This is a genomic window from Stenotrophomonas sp. 2619 (assembly GCF_040548725.1).
GTDB classification, from domain to species: domain Bacteria; phylum Pseudomonadota; class Gammaproteobacteria; order Xanthomonadales; family Xanthomonadaceae; genus Stenotrophomonas; species Stenotrophomonas maltophilia_AP.
Genome location: NZ_JBEPSF010000019.1, coordinates 58197 through 83499, shown reverse-complemented (window position 1 = coordinate 83499; position 25303 = coordinate 58197). Strand labels below are relative to the sequence as shown.

Below are 25303 nucleotides of genomic sequence, written 5' to 3'. Positions count from 1 at the left end.
TGCGCGTTTGTGCAGTCCTGCACAAACGGCAAGACCGGGGTTGGGCGTCCTGCCCAACCCGTCCGGCGCATGCGCCGAACCCATGGCGCCCAACGGTCCCACGAACTCACACACCCCCGCCCTCGACAGTTGGCTGGTGGCCGCACAAGGCAAAGCACCGCCAAGCGGACAGCGATGCCGCTCTTTCGTTGCGCCCCAGCACACTGTCAAGGGACGGGTACGGGTGGGTTGGCGGGACCGTTGGGCGCCATGGATGGCGCTCACGAGCCTACAGGGACGTACTTGCGGCGTGTCCCGCCAACCCACCCGTACCCGGCCAAGCCAGAGCAGGCGCGAACCCGCGGCAGTTGATCTTGATCGTGATCCTGCTTCGGCTTTCAGCTTCTAAAAAAAAAGAAAAACCAAAAAAAAACGCCCCGACCGAAGTCGGGGCGTGCCCATTGGAGAGGGATGTGGGCTCAGTACTGCGCGGTCAGGGTGACCCCGGAGAAGGTCGAATAGCCCTTCACCCGCACGTGCCAGGTACCGGCCGCCGGTGAAGTGATCGTGCAGGTCTCGTTGTTGCCGCTCAGATACGGACGGCAGTTGTACACAGTGTCAGTCGGAGCGCTGCCCGAACGCACGTACAGGTCCGCATCACCGCTGCCACCGGCAATGCTCACCTTCAGCTGCGAACGGCCCGCAGGCACCACGACCGTGTAGGACAGCGAAGCACCGCTGGCCGCACCCAGACCGGTGACCGGCACATTGTTCTGCAGCACCGTGCCCGTACCCGGGTTCGGATTGGTCCCGCCCAGCGCCGCCGTGACCGCCGCATCGGCGTCCACGATGCCCGCGCCGCACCCGCCGCTGCACGCACCCGGCAATGCCCGCGCCGTGTTCTTCAGCAACGTCTCGATCGCCGCCGGCGTCAACGCCGTCGGTGCCACCGACTGCACCAGCGCCACCACGCCGGCCACGTGCGGCGCCGCCATCGACGTCCCGTTGTAGGACGCGTAGGACGCCGTGCCCGGCACCGTCGTACCGCTGTTGAGCGTGGACAGGATCGCCTGGCCCGGGGCCGAGATGTCGATGCCCGCGCCGTAGTTGGAGAAGCTGGCGCGCGCGCCGGCCGAGGTCGTGGCCGCCACCGCGATCACGTTGGCGCAGTTGGCCGGCACCGACGACGACACGTTGGTGTTGCTGTTGCCCGCCGCCACCACCACCGTGGTGCCGCGCGACACCGCACCGTTGATCGCGTTCTGGTAGGTCGTCGAACAGGTGCCACCGCCGCCCAGCGACATGTTGATCACTTCGGCCGGGTTGGCATTGGCCGGCACGCCGCTGACGGTGCCGCCGGAAGCCCACACGATCGCATCGGCGATGTCGGAGGTGTAACCACCGCACTTGCCGAGCACGCGCACCGGCACCACCTTCGCGTTGAATGCCGTACCGGCCACGCCGGTGCTGTTGTTGGTCACCGCCGCGATGGTCCCGGCCACGTGGGTACCGTGCCAGCTCGAGTTCGATGCCGGAATGCCCGAGCCGCACTCGTTGGCGGCGTACCAGTCGCCTTCATCGTTCGGGTTGTTGTCACGCCCGCCGCCGTCGCGCGCCATCGCCGCGTCGCTGATGAAGTCATAGCCGGGCAGGATGTTGGCGTTGAGGTCCGGATGGTTGGTGATGCCGGTGTCGATCACCGCCACCACCACGCCGGTGCCGGTGGCCTTGTCCCACGCCGGACGCACGTTGATCGAGGCGTTGCTGGTGCCGAAGCCCCACTGCTCGGACAGGCGCGCGTCGTTGGGCACCAGGGTGGCGTGCATCAGCTGATCGACTTCGACGTATTCCACGTTCGGGTCGGCCGCCAGGCGGCGCATCAGCAGTTCCGATTCGGCCGCATCCAGCGGGCGATCGGCCTTGACCACGGTCGGGCCGATGGCCAGCTGGCGCAGCTTCTGCAGGCCCAGCGCGCGACCCTGCGAAGCCGGTACGGCCGAGGCCGCCGCCTTCAACGAACTGGCCAGTGCGGTCGGGGTGGCGACCAGGTTGGCGCCATCCTTGTATTTGACGATGAAACGCTGGTGCGTCGGTGCCGACGACAAGCCGCTCAGCTGCACATCGCCGGCGAATGCCGGGGCGGCCAGCAGCAGGGTGGACAGGACGGACGCGCCGAGTACAACCAATGCACGCTGACGCAAACGGGGTTGCGAATCATGAGACATCGGATTTCCCTTTCAGACTGTGGATGCCGCGAACGCGGCTGAATTTCCAGTCCCGACCCGGGGGCTGTTGAACGCGATGGCACGGATCAAGACCGGTTGCTGGATCGGTTCCCCTGAAATCAAACCGCCCATCGCGAACCTAGTGGGTCGATGCAGGTTCAACAATGTTTCAGCCGCACTTCAGCGACATGAAATGTCGGATCTGAGACTTCCCGTGTCGAAGGTTTGTGAAAGTGAAGGAACTTGGCGCCTTCCGACCGGTCACATCGCGACATCGAATGTCTGTTTCGGCTGTCTGCGTCGGAAAAATGCGGACACGCCTTGCGCACCGGGGGCTGCGCGGTGCTGCCACCGCTGGACAATGCGTTCTTGGGTGCTGCGGCCGGCACGATCGCCATGAAAAAACCCGCCTGTTGCCAGGCGGGTTTTTCAGGGTGTCTCAGGGCTCGGGCGCTTACGCGTCCAGACGCACCAGCCAACCGTGGCGGTCCGGCAGGCGACCGTACTGGATGTCGGTCAGCTCCTTGCGCAGCGACATGGTCACTTCACCGGCCGGCGCGCTGAGGTCGCCCACCGAGAAGCCCTCGCCCTTGAGCTGGCCGATCGGAGTGACCACCGCCGCGGTACCGCAGGCGAACACTTCGGCGATCTCGCCGGAAGCCACGCCCTGCTTCCACTCGTCGATGGTGACCTTGCGCTCTTCGACCTTCATGCCACGGTCGCGGGCCAGCTGCAGGATGCTCTCGCGGGTGATGCCTTCCAGGATGCTGCCCGACAGCGCCGGGGTCACCAGGGTGCCGTCCTTGTAGACCAGGAACACGTTCATGCCGCCCAGTTCTTCCAGGTACTTGCCTTCGACCGGGTCCAGGAACAGCACCTGCGAGCAGCCCTGGGCCTGCGCCTTCTGCTGCGGCAGCAGCGAGGCGGCGTAGTTGCCACCGCACTTGGCCGCACCGGTGCCGCCCTTGGCCGCACGTGCGTACTCGGTGGACAGCCAGATCGACACCGGGGCCACGCCCTTGGCGAAGTACGGGCCGGCCGGGCTGGCGATCACGTAGTAGCCGGCCTTGTGCGCACCGCGCACGCCGAGGAAGGCTTCATCGCCGATCATGAACGGACGGAAGTACAGGCTGGATTCGTCGGCCGACGGCACCCAGCTGGCGTCCACGGCGATCAGCTGCTTGAGCGATTCGACGAAGATGTCCACCGGCAGTTCCGGCAGCGCCAGGCGCTGCGCCGAGCGCTGCAGGCGGCGGCCGTTGGCGTCCGGGCGGAAGGTCCAGATCGAGCCGTCGGCGTGGCGGTAAGCCTTGATGCCCTCGAAGATCTCCTGGCCGTAATGCAGCACCGCCGCAGCCGGGTCCAGCTGCAGCGGGCCGTACGGACGCACGTTCGCGTTGTGCCAGCCGGTGTCCTTGTCCCACCGCACTTCCACCATGTGGTCGGTGAAATGCAGACCAAAACCGGGGGCGGCCAGGATGCGCTCGCGCTCCTCGCTGCTGCGCGGGGTGGCGGAACGGGTGGTGTTGAAGCTCACGGAAGACTGGGACACCGGATATTTCCTGTTCTGGTTACGGGGAACGCCGCGACGCCTGCTGGCGGTGGGCGGTTACAGCATGCCGGTTTCGAGCCGGGCGGCCTCGGACATCATGTGGCGGCCCCACGGCGGGTCGAAGACCAGCTCGACGTCGGCCTGGGCCACCGTCGGAATCATCTCCAGCTTGCTGCGCACGTCATCGACCAGGATATCGCCCATGCCGCAGCCGGGCGCGGTCAGGGTCATGGTGACGTCGATCTCGCGCCGGCCATCGTCCAGGTGCTTGAGGTCGACCTCATAGACCAGGCCCAGGTCAACGATGTTGAACGGGATTTCAGGATCGAAGCAGGTGCGCAGCTGCTGCCACACCAGTTTTTCGACTTCGTCATCGGAGGCGTTTTCAGGCAGCTCCAGCGCCGGCGCCGGTTCCTTGCCGATGGCGTCGCCATCCTTGCCGGCGATGCGGAACAGATTGCCTTCGACGAAGACGGTATAGCTGCCACCCAGGGCCTGGGTGATGTAGCCATAGCTGCCAGCGGGCAGCGTGACCGTTTCGCCCTGCGGGACCATGACGGCCTCGCAGTCGCGTTCGAAGTGGACAGGTTCACTGCTACGGGAATACATGTGGATCGATATGGGGGTCGCGGCCAATTCCCGCAAGGCGACCATTTTAGCCCAGCGGCCGCCCACGCGCCGGTCACCCCGCAAGCCGGTATCCTGTGGGCACTCACAGGAAGATTGCATGTCGCCCACGTCCGTGCCTGTCCGGAGCCGCCATTGGCTCTGGCCCCCGATGTTGCTGCTTGGTGTCGTCACGGCCACGTTGGCCTGGTTGTTCATTGCCCTGCTCAGCGGCCGCCAGGCCGGCTGGATGGCGGTGCTGGCGGCGCTGGACATCGCCTTCATGCTGCGCCTCGGCACCTTCCGCGCCGGCCCGGCCCGGGTGGTGGTGACCCTGGTGGCGACCCTGCTGGTTGCGCTGGCCGCCAACTGGGGCATCGCCTCGGCCTACCTGGGCGGCTCGATGGGCCTCAATCCGTGGGATTCATCGTTGCGGATGGGCCCATTCATGGCCTGGACCCTGATCGGCCTGGCCAACGGCGCGGTGGAGTGGCTGTGGCTGGGCGTGGCGCTGGTGATCGGGTGGTGGGTGGCGAAGTAGCCGCCCTGCACGCCGGTAGTGCCGGCCGCTGGCCGGCTCTTCATGACGCCGGGGAGGAAACGCATGGGTATTCACGCATCGCGGGGAGCCGGCCAGCGGCCGGCGCCTACCGGGTGACTGATGTATCGCGAGGAGCCGGCCAGCGGCCGGCACTACCGGGTGACTGATGCAGCGCGGGGAGCCGGCCAGCGGCCGGCGCTACCGGGTGACTGATGTATCGCGAGGAGCCGGCCAGCGGCCGGCACTACCGGGGCACTGATGCAGCGCGGGAGCCGGCCAGCGGCCGGCGCTACCGGGTGACTGATGCATCGCGAGGAGCCGGCCAGCGGCCGGCGCTACCGTTCTGTTTAGTGCCCGCCGTCGAGCGCCTTCAATTCGCTGACCAGCGCGCTGGCCGCGCCGGCGCCATCGCCGTACAGCATGCGGGCGTTGTCGGCGTAGAACAGCGCATTTTCGATGCCGGCAAAGCCGGTGCCCTTGCCGCGCTTGATCACCACCACGTTGCGCGCGTTCACCACGTCCAGGATCGGCATGCCGTAGATCGGGCTGGCCGGGTCGGTGCGCGCCACCGGGTTGACCACGTCGTTGGCGCCGATCACCAGCACCACGTCGGTGTTGGGGAACTCGGGGTTGATGTCGTCCATGTCGGCGATCAGGTCGTAAGGCACGCCCGCTTCGGCCAACAGCACGTTCATGTGGCCCGGCATGCGCCCGGCGACCGGGTGGATGGCGAACTTCACCTTGATGCCGCGGTCGATCAGGCGCTGGGCCAGCTCCCACACCTTGTGCTGCGCCTGGGCCACGGCCATGCCGTAGCCGGGCACGATCACCACGCGCTCGGCGAAGGCGAGCATGGCCGCCACGTCGCTGGCCTCGATCGGCTTCTGCGCGCCGCTGATTTCCTGCGCCACGCCACCGCCGCCGAAGTTGGAGAACAGCACCCCGCTGATCGGCCGGTTCATCGCCTTGGCCATCAGGCGGGTCAGCAGGATGCCGGCCGCGCCGACCATCATGCCGGCGATGATCAGGGCCTCGTTGCCCAGTACGTAACCTTCGAATGCCACGGCCAGGCCGGTGAACGCGTTGTACAGCGAGATCACCACCGGCATGTCGGCACCGCCGATCGGCAGCGTCATCAATACGCCCAGGGCGAGTGCGACCACGAAGAAGCTGATGATGGCCACCGGGCTCAGGCTGATGGCCGCCCATACGCCCAGCACCACCATCGCCAGCGCAACCAGCAGGTTGAACGCCTGCTGCCCGGGGAAGGTGACGCGCCGGTCCAGCCGCCCGTCCAGCTTGGCCCAGGCAATGATCGAGCCGGACAGCGACACCGCGCCGATCGCCGAGCCGATGATGGCCAGTGCCAGCACCGTGGCCGACGGCTGGCGTGCGGCCAGGTCGGCCAGGGCCTGTTCACTCCAATGGGTGGTATCGCGGTTGGCCAGGAACGAGAAGCGCAGCAGTTCGACCGCGCCGATCGCCGCGGCCGAGCCGCCGCCCATGCCGTTGTACAGGGCCACCATCTGCGGCATGTCGGTGATCGCCACGCGCTTGGCCGACCACCAGGCCACGCCGGTGCCGATCGCCACCGCCGCCAGGATCAGCGGAATGTTGTGCAGCTCCGGCAGGAAGAACGTGGCTACGGTGGCGATCAGCATGCCCAGCCCGGCCCAGCGGATGCCGCTGCGCGCGGTCATCGGCGAGGCCATGCGTTGCAGGCCCAGCAGGAACAGGGTGGCGGCCACCAGGTAGCTCACCTGCACCAGCCACTGCAGCAGTTGCGCGGTGCTCACGTTCAAGGTGCCTTCTCCCCGGCGTCGCGCTTGGCGCTGGGCTTGAACATGTCCAGCATGCGCTCGGTGACCACGTAGCCACCGGCGGCATTGCCGGCGCCCAGCACCACCGCGATGAAGCCGATGATCTTCTCCAGCGGCGTCTGCGCGTGACCCAGCACCACCATCGCGCCGATCAGCACGATGCCGTGGATGAAGTTGGACCCGGACATCAAAGGGGTATGCAGGATCACCGGCACCCGTGAAATGATCACGTGGCCGGCGATCGCGGCCAGCATGAAGATGTACAACGCCACGAACCCGTCGCTCATTGTAGTGTGTCTCCCAGGCGGTGATCCCGTCCCCCCATCATAACCATGCGCTGAACCGTTCTGCAGGCCGGTCAACCGATGCCGCCCCGGTGCGTTGTCACAGGTACCCCCCTGCGCGAGCGCTACCCTGTGCTGGTGAGCCCCACCCTGCAACCGCTGCCCACCGAGGCCGACGCCGCCCTGCCGGTGTCGCTGGACGCGTTCCTGGCGGGCATCGGGCCACGCGCGTTCCGCTTCGCCGAGGCCGGCCTGCGCCAGCGCGACGATGCGCTGGATGCGGTGCAGGACAGCATGCTGCGGATGCTGTCCTACCGCGACAAACCGGCCGCCGAGTGGGCACCCTTGTTCTGGAGCATCCTGCGCCGCCGGGTGGTCGACCTGCAGCGCCGGCGCGGCTTCCGGCTGCGCTTCTGGCGCAGCAGCGACGAGGTCGGCAGCGAGCACGACATCGACTGGGCCGACCACGCCCCCGGCCCGGCACAGGCCCACGAGCAGCGCGAACAGTACGCCCAGCTGGTGCGGGCACTGCGCGAACTGCCCGCGCGCCAGCGCGAGGCCTTCACCCTGCGCGTGCTGCAGCAACTGGACCGCGCCACCACCGCGGCCGCCATGGGCTGCAGCGAAGGCGCGGTCAAAACCCATCTTTCGCGCGCCCGGCAGGCGCTGCAGCAGCACCTGGAGATCGCCCTGTGAGCCGCCCCGTTACCCCGCCCCTGCACGACGACGCCGCCCTGCACGCCTTGCACGCGCAGGCCCTGCAGCAGGTGTCGCCGGCCACCCTGGCACGGCTGCGCAGTGCCCGCCATGCGGCCGCGCCACGCCGTAGCCGGGCGCATGGCTGGTGGATGGCCACCGCCTGCTCGGCGGTGGCCGCGCTGGCGCTGGGCTACAGTTTCACCGCCAACCCGCCCGGCACCCCGGCCACGCCCGCGGTGGCCTCGGCGGTGGATGACAGCAGCGACATGCTCGACGAGAATCCCGACCTGTACGTGTGGCTGGGCACGACCGACCTGGCAATGGAGTGAACATGACACCGCGACTGATCCTGGCCCTTGCGCTGCTGTCGACGAGCGCGGCCAGCGGGGCGCAGGCCCCGACCCTGCCGGAGTGGGATCGGCTGACCCCGCAGCAGCGCGAGGCGCTGATCGCGCCCGTGCGCGACCGCTGGAACGATGCCCCGCCGCCGCAGCGCGAGCGCATGCTGCAGCACGGGCAGCGCTGGCAGGGCATGACCCCGGAACAGCGCGAGCTGGCCCGGCGCGGGCGCCATCGGTTCGAGAACATGAGCCCGGAGCAGCGCGAGCAGGCGCGCGCGCTGTTCGCGCAGATGCGCGAATTGAGCCCGGCGCAGCGCGACGCGCTGCGTGAGCGCTGGTCGAAGATGACTCCCGAGCAGCGTCAGGACTGGTTGAAGGCCAACCCGGTGAAGGATCTGCCGCCGCCGAAGCGGTGATGCCGGGGGGTTGTGCAGCCACCCATGGGGTGGCTCTACCCCGGGTGGAAACCCGCGTGGGTGCGGGAATGCCGCGGGCGCCTGTGGTGTACAGCCACCCATGGGGTGGCTCTACCCCGGGTGGAAACCCGCGTGGGTGCGGGAATGTCGCGGGTGCCTGTGGTGTGCAGCCACCCATGGGGTGGCTCTACCCCGGGTGGAAACCCGCGTGGGTGCGGGAATGTCGCGGGTGCCTGTGGTGTGCAGCCACCCGTGGGGTGGCTCTACCGGGGCGCGGGTAGAGCCACCCCGTGGGTGGCTGGCTGGATCAACCGGCGGCTACCCAGCGGGTTTTCGCCAGTAGTTCGTCGTCCCAGTCGAACTGGATCGCCCCGTCCTTGAGGAACAGCGCGACGAAGTTGTACAGGTTGCGCGCGTACATCTCGCTGGCGTGCACCGCGCCACGGCTGGCCAGGTCGAGCGGGCCGTCCACGGTGACCCCGCCCAGCGCGATGGTTTCACCCGGGCGGGTGGCCTCGCAGTTGCCGCCGGTCTCGGCGGCCAGGTCGACGATCACGCTGCCCGGCTTCATGCCCTGCACCATCGCGGTGCTGACGATCTTCGGCGCCGGCCGCCCGGGCACGGCCGCGGTGCAGATCACCACGTCGACCAGGCGCAGGTGCTCGCCCAGCCGGCGCTGCTGCTCGGCGCGTTCTTCGTCGGTCAGCGGCCGCGCATAGCCGCCCTCACCCACGGCGCTGACGCCCAGGTCGAGGAATTTGCCGCCCAGCGATTCGATCTGCTCGCGGGTTTCCGGGCGCACATCGAAGCCTTCCACCTGCGCCCCCAGCCGGCGTGCGGTGGCGATGGCCTGCAGGCCGGCCACGCCGGCGCCCACCACCAGCACCCGCGACGGGCGGATGGTGCCGGCAGCGGTGGTCAACATCGGGAAGAAGCGCGGTGCCAGCTGCGCGGCGATCAGCGTGGCCTTGTAGCCGGCCATGCCGGCCTGCGAACTCAGCACGTCCATCGACTGCGCGCGGGTGGTGCGCGGCAGGCGCTCCAACGGGAAGGCCTGCAGCCCGCGTGACTGGATCAGGCCGGCGCGCGCGGCGTCGGCCTGCGGATGCAGCATGCCCACCAGGGTCGCGCCGGATTTGAGCTGGCCCAACCGTGCCGTGTCCGGCGGCTGCACGCACAGCACGATGTCGGCCGCGCCCAGCCGCGTGTCGTCGGCCGGCTGCGCGCCGACGTCGACATACGCCTGATCGGGAAAACCGGCCGCCTGACCGGCCCCGGGTTCGAACCACACGGTCGCGCCCAGCGCGGCCAGCTTGCGTGCCGTTTCCGGCGTCATCGCCACACGCCGTTCCCCTGGCGCGCGTTCGGTTACCACCAACACCTCGACAGCCATGCCTGTCCCCGACGATCAGCAGAGTGTGGGGGGATCGTAACCCACCGGTTCGGTTTGAGTAGAAACCATGCGCCGGAGGGGCGCAGGGGGCCGGGCAGAACCCGGCGTTGCCTCAGTGGACGGTGGCGTTCTTGTTGTCCAGCCGGTCGATCACGCCCTGCATGGCGCTGTCGAAGGCGCCATCGTCGATGTGCGCGCGCAGGCGGCCCAGCCGCACCATCACCGCCAGTTCTTCCGGCGAGGCCACGCAGAAGCGCACGCCACGGCGGTTGACGAACAGCAGCCGCGAGGAAATCGGGCTCACCCAGGACAGCTTGCCGGCCTGCACCTTGCCGTCCTTGTCGACGAAATCCAGCCAGCTGCCAATTTCCAGGCCGCGGAAGCGGTCGGCGTCGGCGTTGTCGAAATCGGTCACGTCGACCTTGCCGCCCAGCTCCACCGCCGCGCTTTCCTGCACGGGCGGGGTGGGCAGCGCCACCTGGGGCAGTTCGGGCAGCGCGCGTTCCAGTTCCGGGCGCGATTCGGCAATGGCCTGCAGCGTGTCGTGCAGGGCGTCGATTGCCCCGGTGGCGGCATCGGCGTGCACGCCCACGCTGGCAAACACCTTGCGCAGTGCCGGGTGCCAGGCCTGCAGCCACGGCTTGCCCACGATCTGCCGGCGCGCCTCGGACACTTCTTCCAGCATGCCGTCGGCCAGCGCCAGCGCCTCGCCCACCGACGCCCCGTCCTCGCCTTCGCGCAGCACGGTAAGAGTGAGGTGGTGCTGCCAGGGCTGGCGCAGGAACTCGCCGATGGCCTGCGGCAGGGTCGCATCGGCAATGCGCCGGTCCAGCTCGGCGGCCGAGCGGCTGCGCGCCATCTCCAGCTTTTCCTGGCCGCGCTGGGTTTCAGCGGCGCGGCGCTCGGCGATCTCGATACGGCGCCGGTGTTGGGCCAGGAAATCGCGGAATTCTTCTTCCAGGGTGAGGAAGATCGCCAGGTTCTCGTTGAACTCGGCCACCAGGCGTTCGATGATTTCCTCGACCTTGCCCATCAGCACGCGCTCGGCCTGGCTCTCGCCGGTGTTGCCTTCGCAGGCCTCGGCCAGCGAGTTGAGCAGCTTGCGCGCGGGGTGGGTCTTCTGCACGAACATGCGGCGGTCGAGCATGGCGACCTTGACGAAGGGCACCACCAGCCTGCCGATCAGCTCGCGCGAGCGGCCTTCCAGGTCGCGCTCATCCAGCATCACGTCAAACAGCATGCCCACCAGGTCGATCGCATCTTCGTCCTGCGGGTCCAGCCGCGCCTGCGACGGGTCCACACCGAGCCGGGTGGCGCCCGACAGCACTTCACTCTTGAGGCGCTGCGCCAGCGATTCGCCGTCTTCGCCGATCGCCGCGCGCAGGGTGGCGCTGGGCGTGGCCTGCAGCAGCGACAGCACCGACATCATTTCGCGCTGGCTCAGCGGACGCTGCTGACCCACGGCCACGCTGGCCGCCGAGGTCGCGTCTTCGCGCACGTGCCGGGTCTGCTGCAGCAGTTCGTGCAGCGCTTCCAGCAGCATGCCCTGGTTGCCACTGAGGGCCTCGCCCGATTCGCCGGCAGCCTGGCTGGCGCCGGCCGACTGCATCCGTCCGCGGCTTTCGGCCCAGCGGTCGGCGAACCGCCGGGCCCACGCGGGCGCGGCGGCATCGTCGTTGCCGATCTGGCCGTCCTGGTCCAGCGCATCAACCAGCGCGTCCAGCTCATGCCGTGGGCTCGGCGGCCGCGGCGCCGGGCGGCGGGGCGCAGCCATCTGCGGCATCACGCCGGCGGCAGCAAGCTGCTCGTCCAGCGCCTCGTAACGCTTGCCGATCGGCGCATGCAGGTCGCGCTCGCACAGCTTGATCAGCACCAGCCGCACTTCCGGGGCCAGTTCGCAGTCGGCAAAGGCTTCATGGATGGCCACGCCGATGTGCTCGGGGCTGATCGGGTTGCTGTCGGCGTTCAGTTCCAGCCCGCCGGCGATCCAGCCCAGGCGGCGGTCCAGCCGCGCCAGCACCGGCTTCCAGTCGCGCAGCAGCACCGTGGCGAAGTTGCGCACCGCCAGCCGCGACTCCAGCACATGCTCGGGGACCAGGCTCAGGCCGTCTTCGATCTGCCCGGCCAGGGTGGCCTCGGCCGATGCCGGCTCACCGCGCTCCAGCGCGTCCCAGGCCTGGGCCAGGTGGTTACGGAAGCCGGCCACGATGTCCTCGCGGCGGCGGCGCAGTTCACGCATGCCATCCAGGAACAGCAGTTGCGACGCGCCGGCGGTGCCGGCACGGTCGAACAGAACGTCGTCAAAGCGGGCCAGCACGGTCGCGAACGACTCGGTCAGCGCGGGCAGCGCTGCCTCGCGGGCAAGCTTCAACAGTGCCGGGTGACGACCCGGCTGCCCCAATGGATTGGGCGTGGCGATCATGCGAAAAGGCTCCCCACCTTCGCAGGCACAGAATGCAGCATGGAAACAACAGATACCGGTGCCCCCCAGGCACCCGCGTCCGGATGGTAGGTCGCCCCACCGGTCAGGGACAGTGAAACAGTCCGCACTTTGAACCTCACGACCGGGGTACCGGCAGGCCTTGTATCGTAAGGCCAGCGTCGGCGGGAAGCGAGTACAGCCACGTGAAGCAATGCCATTGATTAGGTGATGTTCATCACACTTTGTCGCAAATCGATCGGAGATCGCCGCTGGGCGCGTCACAAACTGCCGCGACTATACTGGGCGCACCGTGAAAACTGATCGAGTGAACATGTCCGAATCCCCTGCGCTGCAAGCCCTGGACGCCCGCCGCTCGGTGCCCGCCAAGCAGCTTGGCGAGCCCGGCCCGGACCCGGACACCCTGTTGCGGATGCTGGCATCGGCGGTGCGCGTGCCCGACCACGGCAAGCTGGTGCCGTATCGCTTCCTGCGCATCGCCGGCGATGCACGTCACAGTCTGGGCGCGTTCCTGGCCGAGCGCAGCCAGCAGCGTGACCCCCAGGTGGCGCAGGCCCAGCTGGACAAGGACCGCCAGCGGTTCTCGCATGCGCCGGTGATCATCACCGTGGTGGCCAGCCCGCGCCCCAGCCCCAAGGTGCCCGAGCAGGAACAGCTGATGACCGCCGGCTGCGTCTGCTTCGCCCTGCTGCAGGCCGCGCAGGCGCTGGGCTTCGGCGCGCAGTGGCTGACCGCCTGGATGGCCTTCGACCCCGCCGTGCATGCCCACCTGGGCCTGGCCGAGGGCGAGCGCATCGCCGGGTTCATCCACATCGGCACCCCGAAGACGCCAGCCCCCGAGCGCGACCGCCCCGATCCCGCCGCGCTGCTGCAGGACTGGGTGGGCTGAGATGGACCCGTTGTCTGCCGTGCCCCCTGCCCCGCGCCCGCCGCTGTACCTGGTCGATGCCAGCCTGTACGTATTCCGCGCGTGGCATTCGATGCCCGATGAATTCCAGGACCAGCAGGGCTGGCCGACCAACGCGGTGCACGGGTTTGCCCGCTTCCTGCTGGACCTGATCGAGCGCGAGCGCCCGCGGCATATCGCCATTGCCTTCGACGAGGCCCTGGACAGCTGCTTCCGCCACCGGCTGTACGCCGCTTACAAGGCCAACCGTGATCCGGCCCCGGATGCGCTGCGTCGCCAGTTCGCCCACTGCAAGGCCCTGTGCATGGCGCTGGGGCTGGCGGTGCTGGCCCACCACGAGTACGAGGCTGACGACCTGATCGGCAGCGCCCTGCATGCACGCCGCGACGCCGGCATGCGCGGGGTGATCATCTCCGCCGACAAGGACCTGTCGCAGCTGCTGTACGAACACGACGAACAGTGGGACTACGCCCGCAACCAGCGCTGGGGCATGGCGGGGGTGAAGGCGCGCCACGGCGTCCACGCGCACCAGATCGCCGACTACCTGGCGCTGTGTGGCGATGCGGTGGACAACATTCCCGGTGTCACCGGGGTAGGCGCCAAGTCGGCCGCGGTACTGCTGGCCCACTTCGGCAGCCTGGACGTGCTGTACGAGCGCCTGGACGAAGTGCCGTTCCTGCGCCTGCGCGGCGCGGCGCAGATGGCGGTGCGGCTGCGCGAACAGCGCGAGCATGCGCTGCTGTGGCGTCAGCTGACCACCATCGCGCTGGACGCGCCGCTGGACTGCGCCGATGCCGATTTCCGCCGCGGCAGCGCCGACCCGCAGATGCTGCAGGGCCTGTGCGATGCGCTGCGGTTCGGCCCGTTGACCCGGCGCCGGCTGTTCAGCGCCGCCGGCCTGCCCGATTCCCCCTCCCTTGCCAGTGAGTTCGCATGAGCCCCAACACGCAGCCCCCGAAGGTCGTCTACGAAGGCAAGTACCAGCGCATGGTCGTGCGCGGCACGTGGGAGTACAGCGAGCGCACCCATGCCGGCGGCCTGGCCGCGATCATCATCGCGGTCACCCCGGAGGACAACGTGCTGTTCGTCGAGCAGTTCCGGGTGCCGCTGCAGGCCAACACCATCGAGATGCCGGCCGGGCTGGTGGGCGACATCGATGCCGGTGAGTCCATCGAAGTGTCGGCGGTGCGCGAGCTGGAAGAAGAAACCGGCTGGACGGCCGAGCATGCCGAGGTACTGATGATCGGCCCCACCTCGTCAGGCGCGAGCAGCGAGAAGATCGCGTTCGTGCGCGCCACCGGGCTGCGCAAGGTGGGCGATGGCGGCGGCGATGCCAGCGAGAACATCACCGTGCACGAAGTGCCGCGCGTGCGCGCTGCCGCCTGGCTGGTGGAGAAGATCGGCCAGGGCTACGAGCTGGACGCCAAGCTGTGGGCCGGGCTGTGGATGATCGAGCATCATCTGGACGGCACCCCGCGTGGCTGATTCCTTTGCCCTGCCGATCGCATCGGGCGCGCTGCTCGGACCGTCCGACCCGGCACCGTTCACCGTGCATCAGGCGCAGGGACGCTCGCCGTTCCTGCTGATCGCCGACCATGCCGGGCAGCAGGTGCCCGCGGCACTGGGCGACCTGGGCCTGCCTTCATCCGAACTGGATCGCCACATCGGCTGGGACATCGGCATTGCCGGGGTCACGGTGGAACTGGCGCGCCTGCTGGACGCCTGGGCGATCACCCAGACCTATTCGCGGCTGGTGATCGACTGCAATCGCCCGCCGGGGGCGCCGGGTCGGTTCGCGCCGCTCAGCGACGGCACCGTGGTGCCGGGCAACCAGGCGCTGGATGACGTGGCACGGGACGCCCGCGTGCAGGCCATCTTCGCGCCATACCACGGCCGCATTGCCGCTGAACTGGACGCCCGCGCCGCGGCCGGCATGCCCACCGTGCTGATTGCCATGCACAGTTTCACCCCGGCGATGCAGGGCGTGGCGCGCCCGTGGCACGCCGGCGTGCTGTACCAGCGCGATGCGCGTTTTGCGCATGCGTTGATGCACGCCTTGCAGGCCGAGGGTGACCTGGTGGTGGGCGACAACCAGCCCTACGCGGTCAGCGATGCCACCGACTACGCGATCCCGGTGCACGCCGAAGCGCGTGGGCTGGCGCACGTGGAACTGGAAATCCGCCAGGACCTGATTGCCGACGCAGACGGGCAGCAGGCCTGGGCACGGCGGCTGGCGCGGCTGTTGCAGGCGTTGGCGCCAGGGTTCGGTTGAACGCGGTGGCCGTGCGTGCAGCCGACCAACGGTCGGCTCTACCGCCGGGGCGGGTCGCGGTTGCGGGGTGCGGCAGCCGACCAACGGTCGGCTCTACCCCGTGGGGTGCCACGCCATCGCGTGATCACAGTCACCCCGCCTGCGTCTGCACCCGGTCCTGCCACGGGAACGAACGGTAGCCGGTGACCTGCAGCGCCAGCCCGATCGCTGCGAAGCGCGCCTGCAGTGCGCCGCTTGTCGCGCGATCGACGTTGCAGGCCACTGCCAGCGGCAGCGCACGTACCTGCGCCAGCGCCTCGCCCACCGATAGCGCCTTGACCTCGGCCACCAGGCTGGCCGCCGCTTTGCGCTGCGCCGACTCAACCGTCTCCAGGGTCAGGTCGAAGGCGGCGTACAGCCCGGACGACAGCCCCTGCCGATCCGCTTCCTCGCGGTCATGCGGTGCTGGCTCACCGTGGTCGAGGAACGTGTCGTGCTGGCTGTAGTAATCCAGCGCCTGCGCATAGTCGTCCAGCCCGGACAAGGGGCGGGACTGCTTCTGCACGTCCAGGATGCCCGCAAGGGTGATCGCCTCCAGATAGAGCCACAGCCGTGGTGAGGTGGTGATCGGGGGCTCGGGTTCGCCATCGCCGTCGTCGGCGACGTCGTCACCACGCCTGGTCTGCGGATGGAACCCGACCGATGCGGCATCCCCCTCCTGGGCCCAGACCCAGCCATAGGCCTTCCACACGGCATCGTCGTCGTTGCAGGCCACGATCAGGTCAAGCAGGCTGCGCAGATCCAACAGGTCGGTCATGGCGCCATGTTGCCATCGATGACGCGCGACAGCGGCAGCGCCGCGTCGTCCGGCTGCGGCTGCGGCCGCAACCACACCGCCACGCCCACCCCGAGCAGCGCGAACACCGCCGCGCCATATTGCGCATGGACCAGGCCATGCAGCGCTTCGGGGCTGGTGCCTGCAGCATCCACGCCGCGCCCGGCGTTGGCCAGCATGACCAGTACCGCCAGGCCCAACGCGCCGCCGATCTGTTGCGCGGTAGCGGCCATGCCCGACGCCACGCCCTGCTGCGCGGCCGGCACGCCCTGTCCGGCCACGATCCACATCGCCGTCCAGGTCATGCCCTGGCCGATGCTCAGCACCACGATGCCCGGCAGCAGCGCCCAGTACGTGGCCCCGAACGGCAGCGCCACCGCCACCGCGGTGATGCCGACCGCACCGGCGGCCATGCCCAGCGCCAGCACCTGCCGCGGCGAGCGCCGGGTGAGCATGCGTTCGGTGATCCGGATGCCCAAGGTGCACACCAGCGTGGGCGGCAGGAACGCCAGGCCGGCCTGCAGCGCGCTCCAGCCGTAACCGTCCTGGAAATACAGCGCCAGGAAGTAGTACTGCACGCCGAAGCTGCTCATGAACAGCAAGGTGAGCAGCATCGCCGCGCGCAGGCTGCGCAGGCGCAGCAGCGAGAACTGCATCAGCGGGTCGCGGCTGCGCTGCTCGATCTGCACGAAGGCGGCCAACAGCAGCGCTGACAGCACCAGGCAGCCCAGCGTGCGCGGTGCCAGCCAGCCCCACTCCGGGCCCTGCACCAGGGTAGTGACCAGCAGGCTGCCACCGAGGGTGACGGTGAAGCAGCCAGCCAGGTCGAACGAGCGCCCGGCCTGCGGCGCGGGGTCGCGCGGCAGCCACCAGCCGCCCAACAGTGCGCAGGCGCTGGCGAAGGGCACGATCACCAGCAGCACCGACGACCAGCCGAAGCTCTGGGTCAGCACCCCGCCCAACAGCGTGCCCAGCGCCAGCCCGCCGGCGCTGGCCATCGACCAGATCGCCAGCGCGCGGTTGCGCGGGGCACCTTCGGTGTACAGCGTGTTGATCAACGCCAGCGTGGCCGGGAACAGCAACGCCGCGCCGATGCCCTGCACCGCGCGCGCGGCGATCAGCAGCCATGCGCTGGTACTGAAGCCGCCCACCAGCGAGGCCAGCGCGAACAGGCCCATGCCCAGCCGGTAGATGCGGCGCCGACCGAGCAGGTCGGCCGCGCGCCCACCCAGCAGCAGGCAGCCGCCGAACGCCACGGTGTAGCCGCTGACGATCCATTGCAGCTGCTGCGCGTTGATCTGGAGTTGCACGCCCATCTCATGCAGGGCGACGAAGATGATGGTGGCGTCCAGCGCGATGATCAGCTGGGCCATGGCCAACAGGGTCAACGCCAGCCGGGGCGGAAAAGAATGCGCGGAGTGGGTCATGCCGGTCGGTGCGTGGGGAAGGCGGGCAGTCTCATTGATGACGCCAAACAAAGAAACCCGGATACTTCGATTTCTGTCATGCATTTTCGCATCAATCGGACCCCCGCCATGGATCTCAATGCCGTGCGCATGCTGGTGCAGGTCGCCGAAGCACGCAGTTTCACCGTGGCCGCCGGCCAGCTGGGCATCAGCCAGTCGGGGCTGTCGCGGGCGATCAGCCGGCTGGAAGGCACCCTGGGCGTGCGCCTGCTCCACCGCAATACCCGCAACGTCAGCCTCACCCCGGATGGCCGCCAGTTCGTCGAGCACTGCGCCCCGCTGCTGAGCGGGCTGGAGGATGCCGAGCGCCGGCTGGGCGACCGCCCCTCCACGCCCTCGGGCGTGTTGAAACTGACCGCGCCGTCGATGTTCGGGCGCAAGGTGCTGGTGCCGCTGGCCGGTGAGTTGATGGCGGCGCACCCGCAGCTGCAGTTCGAGCTGGTGCTCAACGACCGGCTGGTGGATCTGGTCGAGGAAGGCTTCGACGCCGCCCTGCGCACCGGGCCGATCAGCGATGTGCGGATGGTGGCGCGGCCGCTGCGCCCGTTGCACTGGGTGACGGTCGCCTCCCCGGCCTACATCGCGCAGCACGGGCAACCGGCCACGGTGGATGCGCTGCAGGATCACACCTGCCTGGCGGTGCGCAACCTGCGCAGCGGGCGGCTGGTGGACTGGCAGTTCCGCGAGGGCGATGGCCTGCGTGAGTTCACCCCACCGGCGCGGATGGTGTTCGACAGCGGCGACCCGCTGGTGGAAGGCGCACTGGCCGGGGTCGGCATCGTGCAGGTGATGGATTTCGCGGTGGCCGACGCGCTCGCCGCCGGGCGGCTGCAGCGCGTGCTGCAGCCGTTCGAAGGCCGCAGCCGGGCGCTTTCGCTGGTGTACCCGCCCTCGCGGCAGGCCTCACCGAAGATGAAGGTACTGGCCGACGCGTTGTTGGCGGACAACTGGTAGGTGCCGACCGTCGGTCGGCACCTCGCATCGATTCAGCCGGCGAAACGATCCGTGGCGCGCACCAGGGCGTCCACGTTTTCCGCTTCGAACGCCGAATGGCCCGACGCCGGGCTGATTTCCAGCGTGGATTTCGGCCATGCCTTGTGCAGTTCCCACGCGTTCTGCAACGGGCACACCACGTCGTAGCGGCCATGCACGATCACGCCGGGAATGTCGGCGATGCGATGCACGTCGCGCAGCAGCTGCTCTTCCACCTCGAAGAAGCCACCGTTGACGAAGTAGTGGTTCTCGATGCGGGCGAAGGCCAACGCGAACTGCGGGTCCTGGTGGCTGTTCACGAAGTCGTCGTCCACGTGCAGGAAGCTGGTCGCGCCTTCCCACACGCTCCACGCCTTGGCCGCCGCCAGGCGGGTGGCCTCGTCATCGCTGGTGAGGCGGCGGTGGAAGGCCGAGATCAGGTCGTGGCGCTCCACTTCCGGGATCGGCGCGAGGTAGTGCTCCCACGCATCCGGGAACAGGCGGTTGGCGCCTTCCTGGTAGAACCATTCCAGCTCCCAACGGCGCAGCATGAAGATGCCGCGCAGCACCAGTTCGGTCACCCGCTGCGGATGGGTTTCCGCGTACGCCAGCGCCAGGGTCGAGCCCCAGCTGCCGCCGAACACCTGCCAGCGCTCCACCTTCAGGTGCTCGCGCAGCTTTTCGATGTCGGCCACCAGGTCCCAGGTGGTGTTGTCCACCAGGTCGGCATGTGGGGTGGAACGCCCGGCACCGCGCTGGTCGAACAGGATGATGCGGTACTTGGCCGGGTCGTGGAACTGGCGCATTTTCTCGCTGCACCCGCCACCGGGGCCGCCGTGCAGCATCACCACCGGCTTGCCGTCGGGGTTGCCGCACTGTTCGAAATACAGCGTGTGGCGATCGTCGACCTTCAGCGTGCCGACGTCGTAAGGGGTGATGGCGGGATACAGCGTACGCATGACAGAACTCCGTTGTTGGGCACAAGCGCGGACGAGCGGGTTCACCACTCGCGCGGGCTGGTCAGATCATCAACATCCACATCGAACCCGTAGCTGCGCGCGATCAGCTCGAAATCGGCGCCGATGTTCTCGCGGGCAGCGGTTTCCAGCTCGCTGTCCTGCGCTTCGAACGCTTCGCCCAGCACGTTGAATTCCAGCGTGGCGGCATGGGTGAGCGCCATCAGCGCGGCGGCGTCGGCCGGGCGTTCGCGTTCGATGCGTTCGCACAGGCGCAGCAGGATCTGCTGGCCCTGGGCCACCAGCGCCGGCGGGAAGTACGCGTCCTCGACCATGTCGGCGAGGAATTCGTGGGACTGCAGCTGCGCGTGGGAAACAGAGGGGCTGGCAGTGGTCATGGCGCTTCCTTTCAAGTGGAACGCCATTCTACCCGCGCGATGTTTCAGACAGCGTCAGCGCATCCCCGGCAGACAGCCGCGCGTCACCCGGTCGCGCTGTTCCAGATCGCGCTCGGTGTGCACCTGCGCGAACCCGGCCTGCTCGAACAGCGCGCGGATCGCCGCGCCCTGGTCCCAGCCGTGTTCGATCAGCAGCCAGCCACCGGGCAGCAGGTGCGCGCCGGCAGCGGCGACGATGTGGCGGATGTCGTCCAGGCCGTCGATGCCCGAGGCCAGCGCCGTGGCCGGCTCGTGGCGCAGGTCGCCCTGCTGCAGGTGCGGGTCGTTGCTGGCGATATAGGGTGGGTTGCTCGCAATCAGATCGAAGCGTTCGCCCTGCAGCGGTTCGAACCACGCGCCCTGCACGAACCGCACGCGCGCCAGCCCGTTGCGCGCCGCATTGCCACGCGCCACGTCCAGCGCGGCGGCGCTGAGATCGGTGGCGGTCACGGCGGCCAGCGGGCGTTCGCTGGCCAGCGCCAGCGCGATCGCCCCGCTGCCGGTGCCCAGGTCGGCCACGGCCAGCGCGGTGTCGGCCGGCAGGCGGGCCAGCGCCAGTTCCACCAGCAGCTCGGTTTCCGGCCGCGGGATCAGGGTGGCCGGGCTGACCGCCAGGTCCAGCGTCCAGAACCCGCGATGGCCCAGCAGGTAGGCCACCGGCTCGCCGGCCACGCGCCGGGCCAGCAACGCGTGGAACGCGGCCATGTCGGCGTCGGCCACCGGGTCGGTGGCGTGCGCGAACAGCCAGCTGCGCGGCTTGTCCAGCACATGCAGCAGCAACAGTTCGGCCTCATGCCGGCCTTCCACCTCGGGCAGGGCCGTGGCGGCATCGGCAAGCAGCTGGCGCAGGTCACGGGGGGCGGCGGTCATCGGACAGGTCGGGCGGGTGGCGGGGGCGCAGTGTAGTGCACCGGACCCGGGGCCCAGACGGGCGAAGGACCGGGCGTGACCGGGGCCGAACATTGATTGCCGCAATGAGCGAACCAATATTGGTTGAGCCGCTCTATCGCCAATCCGATGCGGCCGCCGCATGCGCGCGTCGGGTTCGTTCAGCCAACCCCGTGCAGGAATAAGGAGCGGCTATTGCTCCGATTACCCCATTCAGACCGAATGTCATTGTGCTGCAACGCTTTCGGGCGAAACAGGGCCTGACATTCATCGCAAGATCAGCCTCTATTGATAGACTATGACTATCGTATAGATGCAATCAATGGATTGTCCTTATGGGAACGGAGCCGCTAACCTGTGTTGGTCGCTTCACCCACCCCCTTCACCAAGAGGAACATCAATGTCGCTCATCAATACGCAGATCAAGCCGTTCGAAGCCAATGCCTACCAGAACGGCGAGTTCATCAAGGTTTCCGACAGCACCCTGAAGGGCCAGTGGTCCGTGCTGATCTTCATGCCGGCCGCGTTCACCTTCAACTGCCCGACCGAGATTGAAGACGCCGCCGACCATTACGCCGAGTTCCAGAAGGCCGGGGCCGAGGTGTACATCGTCACCACCGACACCCACTTCTCGCACAAGGTGTGGCACGAAACCTCGCCGGCCGTCGGCAAGGCCCAGTTCCCGCTGGTCGGCGACCCGACCCACCAGCTGACCCGCGCCTTCGGCGTGCACATCGAAGAAGAAGGCCTGGCCCTGCGCGGCACCTTCATCATCAACCCGGAAGGCGTGATCAAGACCCTGGAGATCCACTCCAACGAGATCGCCCGTGACGTCTCCGAGACCCTGCGCAAGCTGAAGGCTGCCCAGTTCACCGCCGCCAACCCGAACCAGGTGTGCCCGGCCAAGTGGAAGGAAGGCGAGAAGACCCTGACCCCGTCGCTGGACCTGGTCGGCAAGATCTAAGCCGTTTCCCATCCCCATTCCCGTTTCGACGGGAATGGGGGTGAACCCAAGCCGGTGCCCCACGCGCCGGTTTGGGTTCACCCCCATGTCGCGCAGATGCACCCACGGGGTTCGTCGACGCCGTCTGCTTGCCTGAATCAAGGAGTTTTTCGATGTTGGATGCCAACCTCCAGTCCCAGCTGAAGACCTACCTGGAACGTGTCACCCGTCCGATCCAGATCACGGCGCACGTGGATGACGGCGCCAAGTCGCAGGAAATGCTGGAGCTGCTGAACACGCTGGTCGCGCTGTCGGCGCAGATCACCCTGGACGTGCGCCGCGACAGCAGCGAGCGCACCCCGTCGTTCGCGCTGACCACCCCGGGCCAGGACATCCACCTGGCGTTCGCCGGGCTGCCGATGGGCCACGAGTTCACCTCGCTGGTGCTGGCGCTGCTGCAGGTGGGCGGTCACCCGTCCAAGGCCACCGCCGAGCTGATCGAGCAGGTGCAGGGTCTGGAAGGCGAGCTGAAGTTCGAAACCTATTTCTCGCTGTCCTGCCAGAACTGCCCGGACGTAGTGCAGGCGCTGAACCTGGCCGCGGTGCTCAACCCGCGCATCCAGCACGTGGCGATCGACGGCGGCCTGTTCCCGGCCGAGGTCGAGGCGCGCCAGATCATGTCGGTGCCCACCGTGTACCTCAACGGGGAGATGTTCGACCAGGGCCGCATGACCCTGGAGCAGATCGTGGCCAAGCTGGACACCGGTTCGGCCAAACGCGACGCCGAGAAGATCGCCGCCAAAGCACCCTTTGACGTGCTGGTGATCGGCGGTGGTCCGGCCGGTGCCGCCGCGGCGATCTATGCCGCGCGCAAGGGCATCCGCACCGGCGTGGCGGCGGAGCGTTTCGGTGGCCAGGTGCTGGACACCATGGCGATCGAGAACTTCATCTCTGTCAAGGAAACCGAGGGCCCGAAGCTGGCCACGGCGCTGGAACAGCACGTGCGCGAGTACGAGGTGGACATCATGAACCTGCAGCGCGGCACGGCGCTGACCCCGGCCGGCGATGACGGCCTGGTGGGGATCACGCTGGAGAACGGCGCGGTGTTGAAGTCGCGCACGGTGATCCTGTCCACCGGTGCGCGCTGGCGCCAGATGAACGTGCCCGGCGAAGACCAGTACCGCAACAAGGGCGTGGCGTACTGCCCGCACTGCGATGGCCCGCTGTTCAAGGGCAAGCGCGTGGCGGTGGTGGGCGGCGGCAACTCCGGCGTGGAAGCGGCGATCGACCTGGCTGGCCTGGTGTCGCATGTGACCCTTCTGGAATTTGATGACAAACTCCGGGCCGATGAAGTGTTGCAGAAGAAGCTGCGTAGCCTGGGCAACGTCACCATCATCACCAGCGCCCTCACCCAGGAAGTGCTGGGCGATGGTCAGAAGGTGACCGGGCTGGTCTACAAGGACCGCGTTGGTGGCGATGCGCACCGGATCGAACTCGAAGGCATCTTCGTGCAGATCGGGTTGCTGCCCAACACCGAGTGGTTGAAGGGCTCGGTGGCGTTGTCGCCGCGTGGCGAGATCGTGATCGACGACCGGGGCCAGACCAGCGTGCCGGGCGTGTTCGCGGCAGGCGATTGCACTACCGTTCCGTACAAGCAGATCATCATCGCGATGGGCGCCGGTTCGACCGCCGCACTGAGTGCTTTTGATCACCTGATCCGCACATCCGTTCCCAAGAGCAGCGGCGCTGTCGCCGAAGCTGCCTGAAACGTCGGGGTCCCGGTTCGCCGGGACCCACCTGCTGGGTAAGCCACGCCGTCACCCGGTCCATTACCGCTTAGAGGTCCAAGGAAATGAACCTACGTGATCTGAAATACCTGGTGGCGCTTGCCGACCACCGGCACTTCGGCCGCGCCGCGGCGGCGTGCTTCGTCAGCCAGCCCACCCTGTCCACCCAGATCCGCAAGCTGGAGGACGAGCTGGGCCTGCCCCTGGTCGAGCGTGCGCCACGCAAAGTCATGCTCACGCCCGCCGGGGTTGAAGCGGCGGCGCGTGCGCGCACCATCGTGGCCGAAGTCGAGCAGCTGAAAGAAGCCGCACGGCGCAGCCGCGATCCCGAAGCCGGGACGGTGCGGCTGGGCATTTTCCCCACGCTGGGCCCCTACCTGCTGCCGCACGTAATTCCCAACATCCGCGAGCGCTTCCCGCAGCTGGAACTGCTGCTGGTGGAAGAAAAGAGCGACGAACTGCTGGCGCGGCTGCGCGAAGGCAAGCTGGATGCCGCGTTGCTGGCGCTGCCGCTGGACGACGACCAGCTGCACGCCGAATTCCTGTTCGAAGAACCGTTCCTGCTGGCCGTCTCCGGGCAGCACCCGCTGGCCCGCCGGCACCACCTGGACGTGCAGGAGCTGTCCACCCAGAAGCTGCTGCTGCTGGAAGACGGGCACTGCCTGCGCGACCAGGCGCTGGCGGTCTGCCGCCTGTTCGGTGCCAATGAGAAGTCCGAGTTCCGCGCCACCAGCCTGGAGACGCTGCGCCAGATGGTCGCGGCCGACGTGGGCATCACGCTGTTGCCCACCCTGTCGGTGAAGCCGCCGGTACCGCGTTCGGAGAACATCCGCCTGCTCGATTTCCAGGGCGATGACCGGCCCAGCCGGCGCATTGCCATGGCGTGGCGCCGCAGTTCGGCCATGACCGGTTTCCTGCAGCAGCTGGCACAGCAGTTCAAACGCCTGCCGCAGGAGCTGTTCACGCTGGACAACACCGATTCCGGCGTGTCCATGACAGCGCGCGGCAACGCCTGACAGGCCGGCTGAACCGGCTGCAGCGGTCCCTGTGCCGCACGGGTCGCATCCAACTTCGATAGGCAGCACAATAGAACCCAGGCGGCGCCAGCAGGCGCCGCCTTTTGCATGGGCCATCATTACTCGCAAGGAGCTTTACATGTCCACTTCCAGCGGACTTCCCCCGTCGATCATCGTTTCCAGCCACGACATGGATCGTCTGGACGCCATGCTTGAATCCCCCGCCGTCAGCCAGACCCCGGCCGCCGTGGCGCTGGCCAAGGAGCTCAACCGTGCCACGGTGGTGGCGCCGGACCAGATTCCCGACGGCACCGTCATGATGCATTCGCGCGTGGAATGCGAAGATGAGCTGCAGAACGAAAAGCACGTGCTGACGCTGGTCTATCCGCGCGAAGCCGATGTTGAACAGGGCAAGGTGTCCATCCTTGCGCCGGTGGGTACCGCACTGCTGGGCCTGTCGGTCGGCCAGACCATGGATTGGGACGCACCGGGTGGCCGCAAGCTGCGCCTGCGCGTGACTGCCGTCCACAACCAGCCCCACGCCTGACC

General features: G+C 68.3%; 25 protein-coding genes. 13 read left to right on the top strand and 12 right to left on the bottom strand.

Annotated features, from left to right (window positions below; all coding sequences use genetic code 11):
• Positions 1–458: 458 nt before the first annotated feature.
• From ABIA71_RS17660 to sufT, 3 genes are all read right to left on the bottom strand, one after another.
• Positions 459–2204 carry a S8 family peptidase gene (locus tag ABIA71_RS17660; protein WP_354286924.1) on the bottom strand — a complete coding sequence of 582 codons (1746 nt, stop codon included), beginning with the start codon at positions 2202–2204 and terminating at the stop codon, positions 459–461.
• Between the two features lie 454 nt (positions 2205–2658).
• Complete coding sequence (locus ABIA71_RS17655; RefSeq protein WP_354286922.1) at positions 2659–3756, bottom strand: branched-chain amino acid aminotransferase; 1098 nt, start codon at positions 3754–3756, stop codon at positions 2659–2661.
• A gap of 57 nt (positions 3757–3813) precedes the next feature.
• A complete protein-coding gene (sufT, locus tag ABIA71_RS17650) occupies positions 3814–4365 on the bottom strand; it encodes a putative Fe-S cluster assembly protein SufT (protein WP_128095673.1) in 552 nt (183 codons plus the stop codon).
• Between the two features lie 118 nt (positions 4366–4483).
• On the opposite strand from sufT, the gene ABIA71_RS17645 reads away from it, so the two are divergent.
• A complete protein-coding gene (locus ABIA71_RS17645) occupies positions 4484–4903 on the top strand; it encodes a hypothetical protein (protein WP_354286919.1) in 420 nt (139 codons plus the stop codon).
• Positions 4904–5250: 347 nt separating this feature from the next.
• Here the strand turns inward: ABIA71_RS17645 and ABIA71_RS17640 are convergent, their stop codons facing one another.
• Both ABIA71_RS17640 and ABIA71_RS17635 read right to left on the bottom strand, forming a co-directional pair.
• Positions 5251–6705 (bottom strand): NAD(P)(+) transhydrogenase (Re/Si-specific) subunit beta, encoded by a 1455-nt coding sequence (locus ABIA71_RS17640; protein WP_354286917.1) that lies wholly within the window; start codon positions 6703–6705, stop codon positions 5251–5253.
• Positions 6702–7010: an NAD(P) transhydrogenase subunit alpha part 2 gene (locus ABIA71_RS17635; RefSeq protein ID WP_019182396.1), complete on the bottom strand. Its 309-nt coding sequence runs from the start codon at positions 7008–7010 to the stop codon at positions 6702–6704. The genes ABIA71_RS17640 and ABIA71_RS17635 overlap by 4 nt, the downstream gene beginning before the upstream one ends.
• 78 nt (positions 7011–7088) lie before the next feature.
• Here ABIA71_RS17635 and ABIA71_RS17630 point away from each other — a divergent pair, with 78 nt between their 5' ends.
• From ABIA71_RS17630 to ABIA71_RS17620, 3 genes are read left to right on the top strand one after another with little or no spacing between them, the layout of a single operon-like run.
• Positions 7089–7703, top strand: a complete 615-nt coding sequence (locus tag ABIA71_RS17630; protein ID WP_354286915.1) for an RNA polymerase sigma factor — start codon at positions 7089–7091, stop codon at positions 7701–7703.
• The gene (locus tag ABIA71_RS17625) at positions 7700–8035 is read left to right on the top strand and encodes a hypothetical protein (RefSeq protein WP_354286913.1); all 336 of its coding nucleotides are present in this window, start codon (positions 7700–7702) and stop codon (positions 8033–8035) included. The genes ABIA71_RS17630 and ABIA71_RS17625 overlap by 4 nt, the downstream gene beginning before the upstream one ends.
• 2 nt (positions 8036–8037) lie before the next feature.
• A complete protein-coding gene (locus ABIA71_RS17620; protein WP_354286912.1) occupies positions 8038–8463 on the top strand; it encodes a DUF3106 domain-containing protein in 426 nt (141 codons plus the stop codon).
• Positions 8464–8770: 307 nt separating this feature from the next.
• Here ABIA71_RS17620 and ABIA71_RS17615 read toward each other — a convergent pair whose 3' ends face one another.
• Complete coding sequence (locus tag ABIA71_RS17615; protein WP_354286910.1) at positions 8771–9856, bottom strand: NAD(P) transhydrogenase subunit alpha; 1086 nt, start codon at positions 9854–9856, stop codon at positions 8771–8773.
• Positions 9857–9968: 112 nt separating this feature from the next.
• Complete coding sequence (pacR, locus tag ABIA71_RS17610) at positions 9969–12278, bottom strand: PacR family protein (protein WP_354286908.1); 2310 nt, start codon at positions 12276–12278, stop codon at positions 9969–9971.
• Positions 12279–12609: 331 nt separating this feature from the next.
• Between pacR and ABIA71_RS17605 the strand changes: the two genes are divergently transcribed.
• Genes ABIA71_RS17605 through ABIA71_RS17590 form a run of 4 tightly spaced genes read left to right on the top strand, consistent with a single transcriptional unit; the run spans position 12610 to position 15475 of the window.
• Positions 12610–13185 carry a nitroreductase family protein gene (locus ABIA71_RS17605; protein WP_354286906.1) on the top strand — a complete coding sequence of 192 codons (576 nt, stop codon included), beginning with the start codon at positions 12610–12612 and terminating at the stop codon, positions 13183–13185.
• Between the two features lies 1 nt (position 13186).
• A complete protein-coding gene (locus tag ABIA71_RS17600; protein ID WP_354286904.1) occupies positions 13187–14140 on the top strand; it encodes a 5'-3' exonuclease in 954 nt (317 codons plus the stop codon).
• Positions 14137–14688 carry an NUDIX hydrolase gene (locus ABIA71_RS17595; protein WP_354286902.1) on the top strand — a complete coding sequence of 184 codons (552 nt, stop codon included), beginning with the start codon at positions 14137–14139 and terminating at the stop codon, positions 14686–14688. The genes ABIA71_RS17600 and ABIA71_RS17595 overlap by 4 nt, the downstream gene beginning before the upstream one ends.
• Positions 14681–15475, top strand: a complete 795-nt coding sequence (locus ABIA71_RS17590; protein ID WP_354286900.1) for an N-formylglutamate amidohydrolase — start codon at positions 14681–14683, stop codon at positions 15473–15475. The genes ABIA71_RS17595 and ABIA71_RS17590 overlap by 8 nt, the downstream gene beginning before the upstream one ends.
• A gap of 130 nt (positions 15476–15605) precedes the next feature.
• Here the strand turns inward: ABIA71_RS17590 and ABIA71_RS17585 are convergent, their stop codons facing one another.
• Positions 15606–16271 (bottom strand): hypothetical protein, encoded by a 666-nt coding sequence (locus tag ABIA71_RS17585; protein WP_354286898.1) that lies wholly within the window; start codon positions 16269–16271, stop codon positions 15606–15608.
• Complete coding sequence (locus ABIA71_RS17580) at positions 16268–17716, bottom strand: MFS transporter (RefSeq protein WP_354286896.1); 1449 nt, start codon at positions 17714–17716, stop codon at positions 16268–16270. Before ABIA71_RS17580 ends, ABIA71_RS17585 begins: the two co-directional genes overlap by 4 nt.
• Positions 17717–17824: 108 nt before the next feature.
• On the opposite strand from ABIA71_RS17580, the gene ABIA71_RS17575 reads away from it, so the two are divergent.
• Positions 17825–18709: a LysR family transcriptional regulator gene (locus tag ABIA71_RS17575; RefSeq protein WP_354286894.1), complete on the top strand. Its 885-nt coding sequence runs from the start codon at positions 17825–17827 to the stop codon at positions 18707–18709.
• Between the two features lie 32 nt (positions 18710–18741).
• On the opposite strand, the gene pip is transcribed toward ABIA71_RS17575, so the two are convergent.
• From pip to prmC, 3 genes are read right to left on the bottom strand one after another with little or no spacing between them, the layout of a single operon-like run.
• The gene (pip, locus tag ABIA71_RS17570) at positions 18742–19686 is read right to left on the bottom strand and encodes a prolyl aminopeptidase (protein ID WP_354286892.1); all 945 of its coding nucleotides are present in this window, start codon (positions 19684–19686) and stop codon (positions 18742–18744) included.
• A 41-nt stretch (positions 19687–19727) separates the two neighbouring features.
• Positions 19728–20081, bottom strand: a complete 354-nt coding sequence (locus tag ABIA71_RS17565; RefSeq protein WP_128097442.1) for a DUF5713 family protein — start codon at positions 20079–20081, stop codon at positions 19728–19730.
• Between the two features lie 54 nt (positions 20082–20135).
• Entirely contained in the window at positions 20136–20990 is an 855-nt protein-coding gene (prmC, locus tag ABIA71_RS17560; RefSeq protein WP_354286890.1) for a peptide chain release factor N(5)-glutamine methyltransferase, read from the bottom strand.
• A 418-nt stretch (positions 20991–21408) separates the two neighbouring features.
• Between prmC and ahpC the strand changes: the two genes are divergently transcribed.
• The 4 genes from ahpC to rnk all read left to right on the top strand — a co-directional run bounded on the left by ahpC (position 21409) and on the right by rnk (position 25301).
• Entirely contained in the window at positions 21409–21972 is a 564-nt protein-coding gene (gene ahpC, locus ABIA71_RS17555) for an alkyl hydroperoxide reductase subunit C (protein ID WP_038690387.1), read from the top strand.
• 152 nt (positions 21973–22124) lie between these two features.
• Positions 22125–23717, top strand: coding sequence for an alkyl hydroperoxide reductase subunit F (gene ahpF, locus ABIA71_RS17550; RefSeq protein WP_354286888.1), 1593 nt, complete (start codon positions 22125–22127; stop codon positions 23715–23717).
• Between the two features lie 86 nt (positions 23718–23803).
• Complete coding sequence (gene oxyR, locus ABIA71_RS17545) at positions 23804–24754, top strand: DNA-binding transcriptional regulator OxyR (protein WP_354286886.1); 951 nt, start codon at positions 23804–23806, stop codon at positions 24752–24754.
• 139 nt (positions 24755–24893) lie between these two features.
• Positions 24894–25301, top strand: a complete 408-nt coding sequence (gene rnk, locus ABIA71_RS17540; RefSeq protein WP_038690393.1) for a nucleoside diphosphate kinase regulator — start codon at positions 24894–24896, stop codon at positions 25299–25301.
• The last annotated feature ends 2 nt before the right edge of the window (positions 25302–25303 follow it).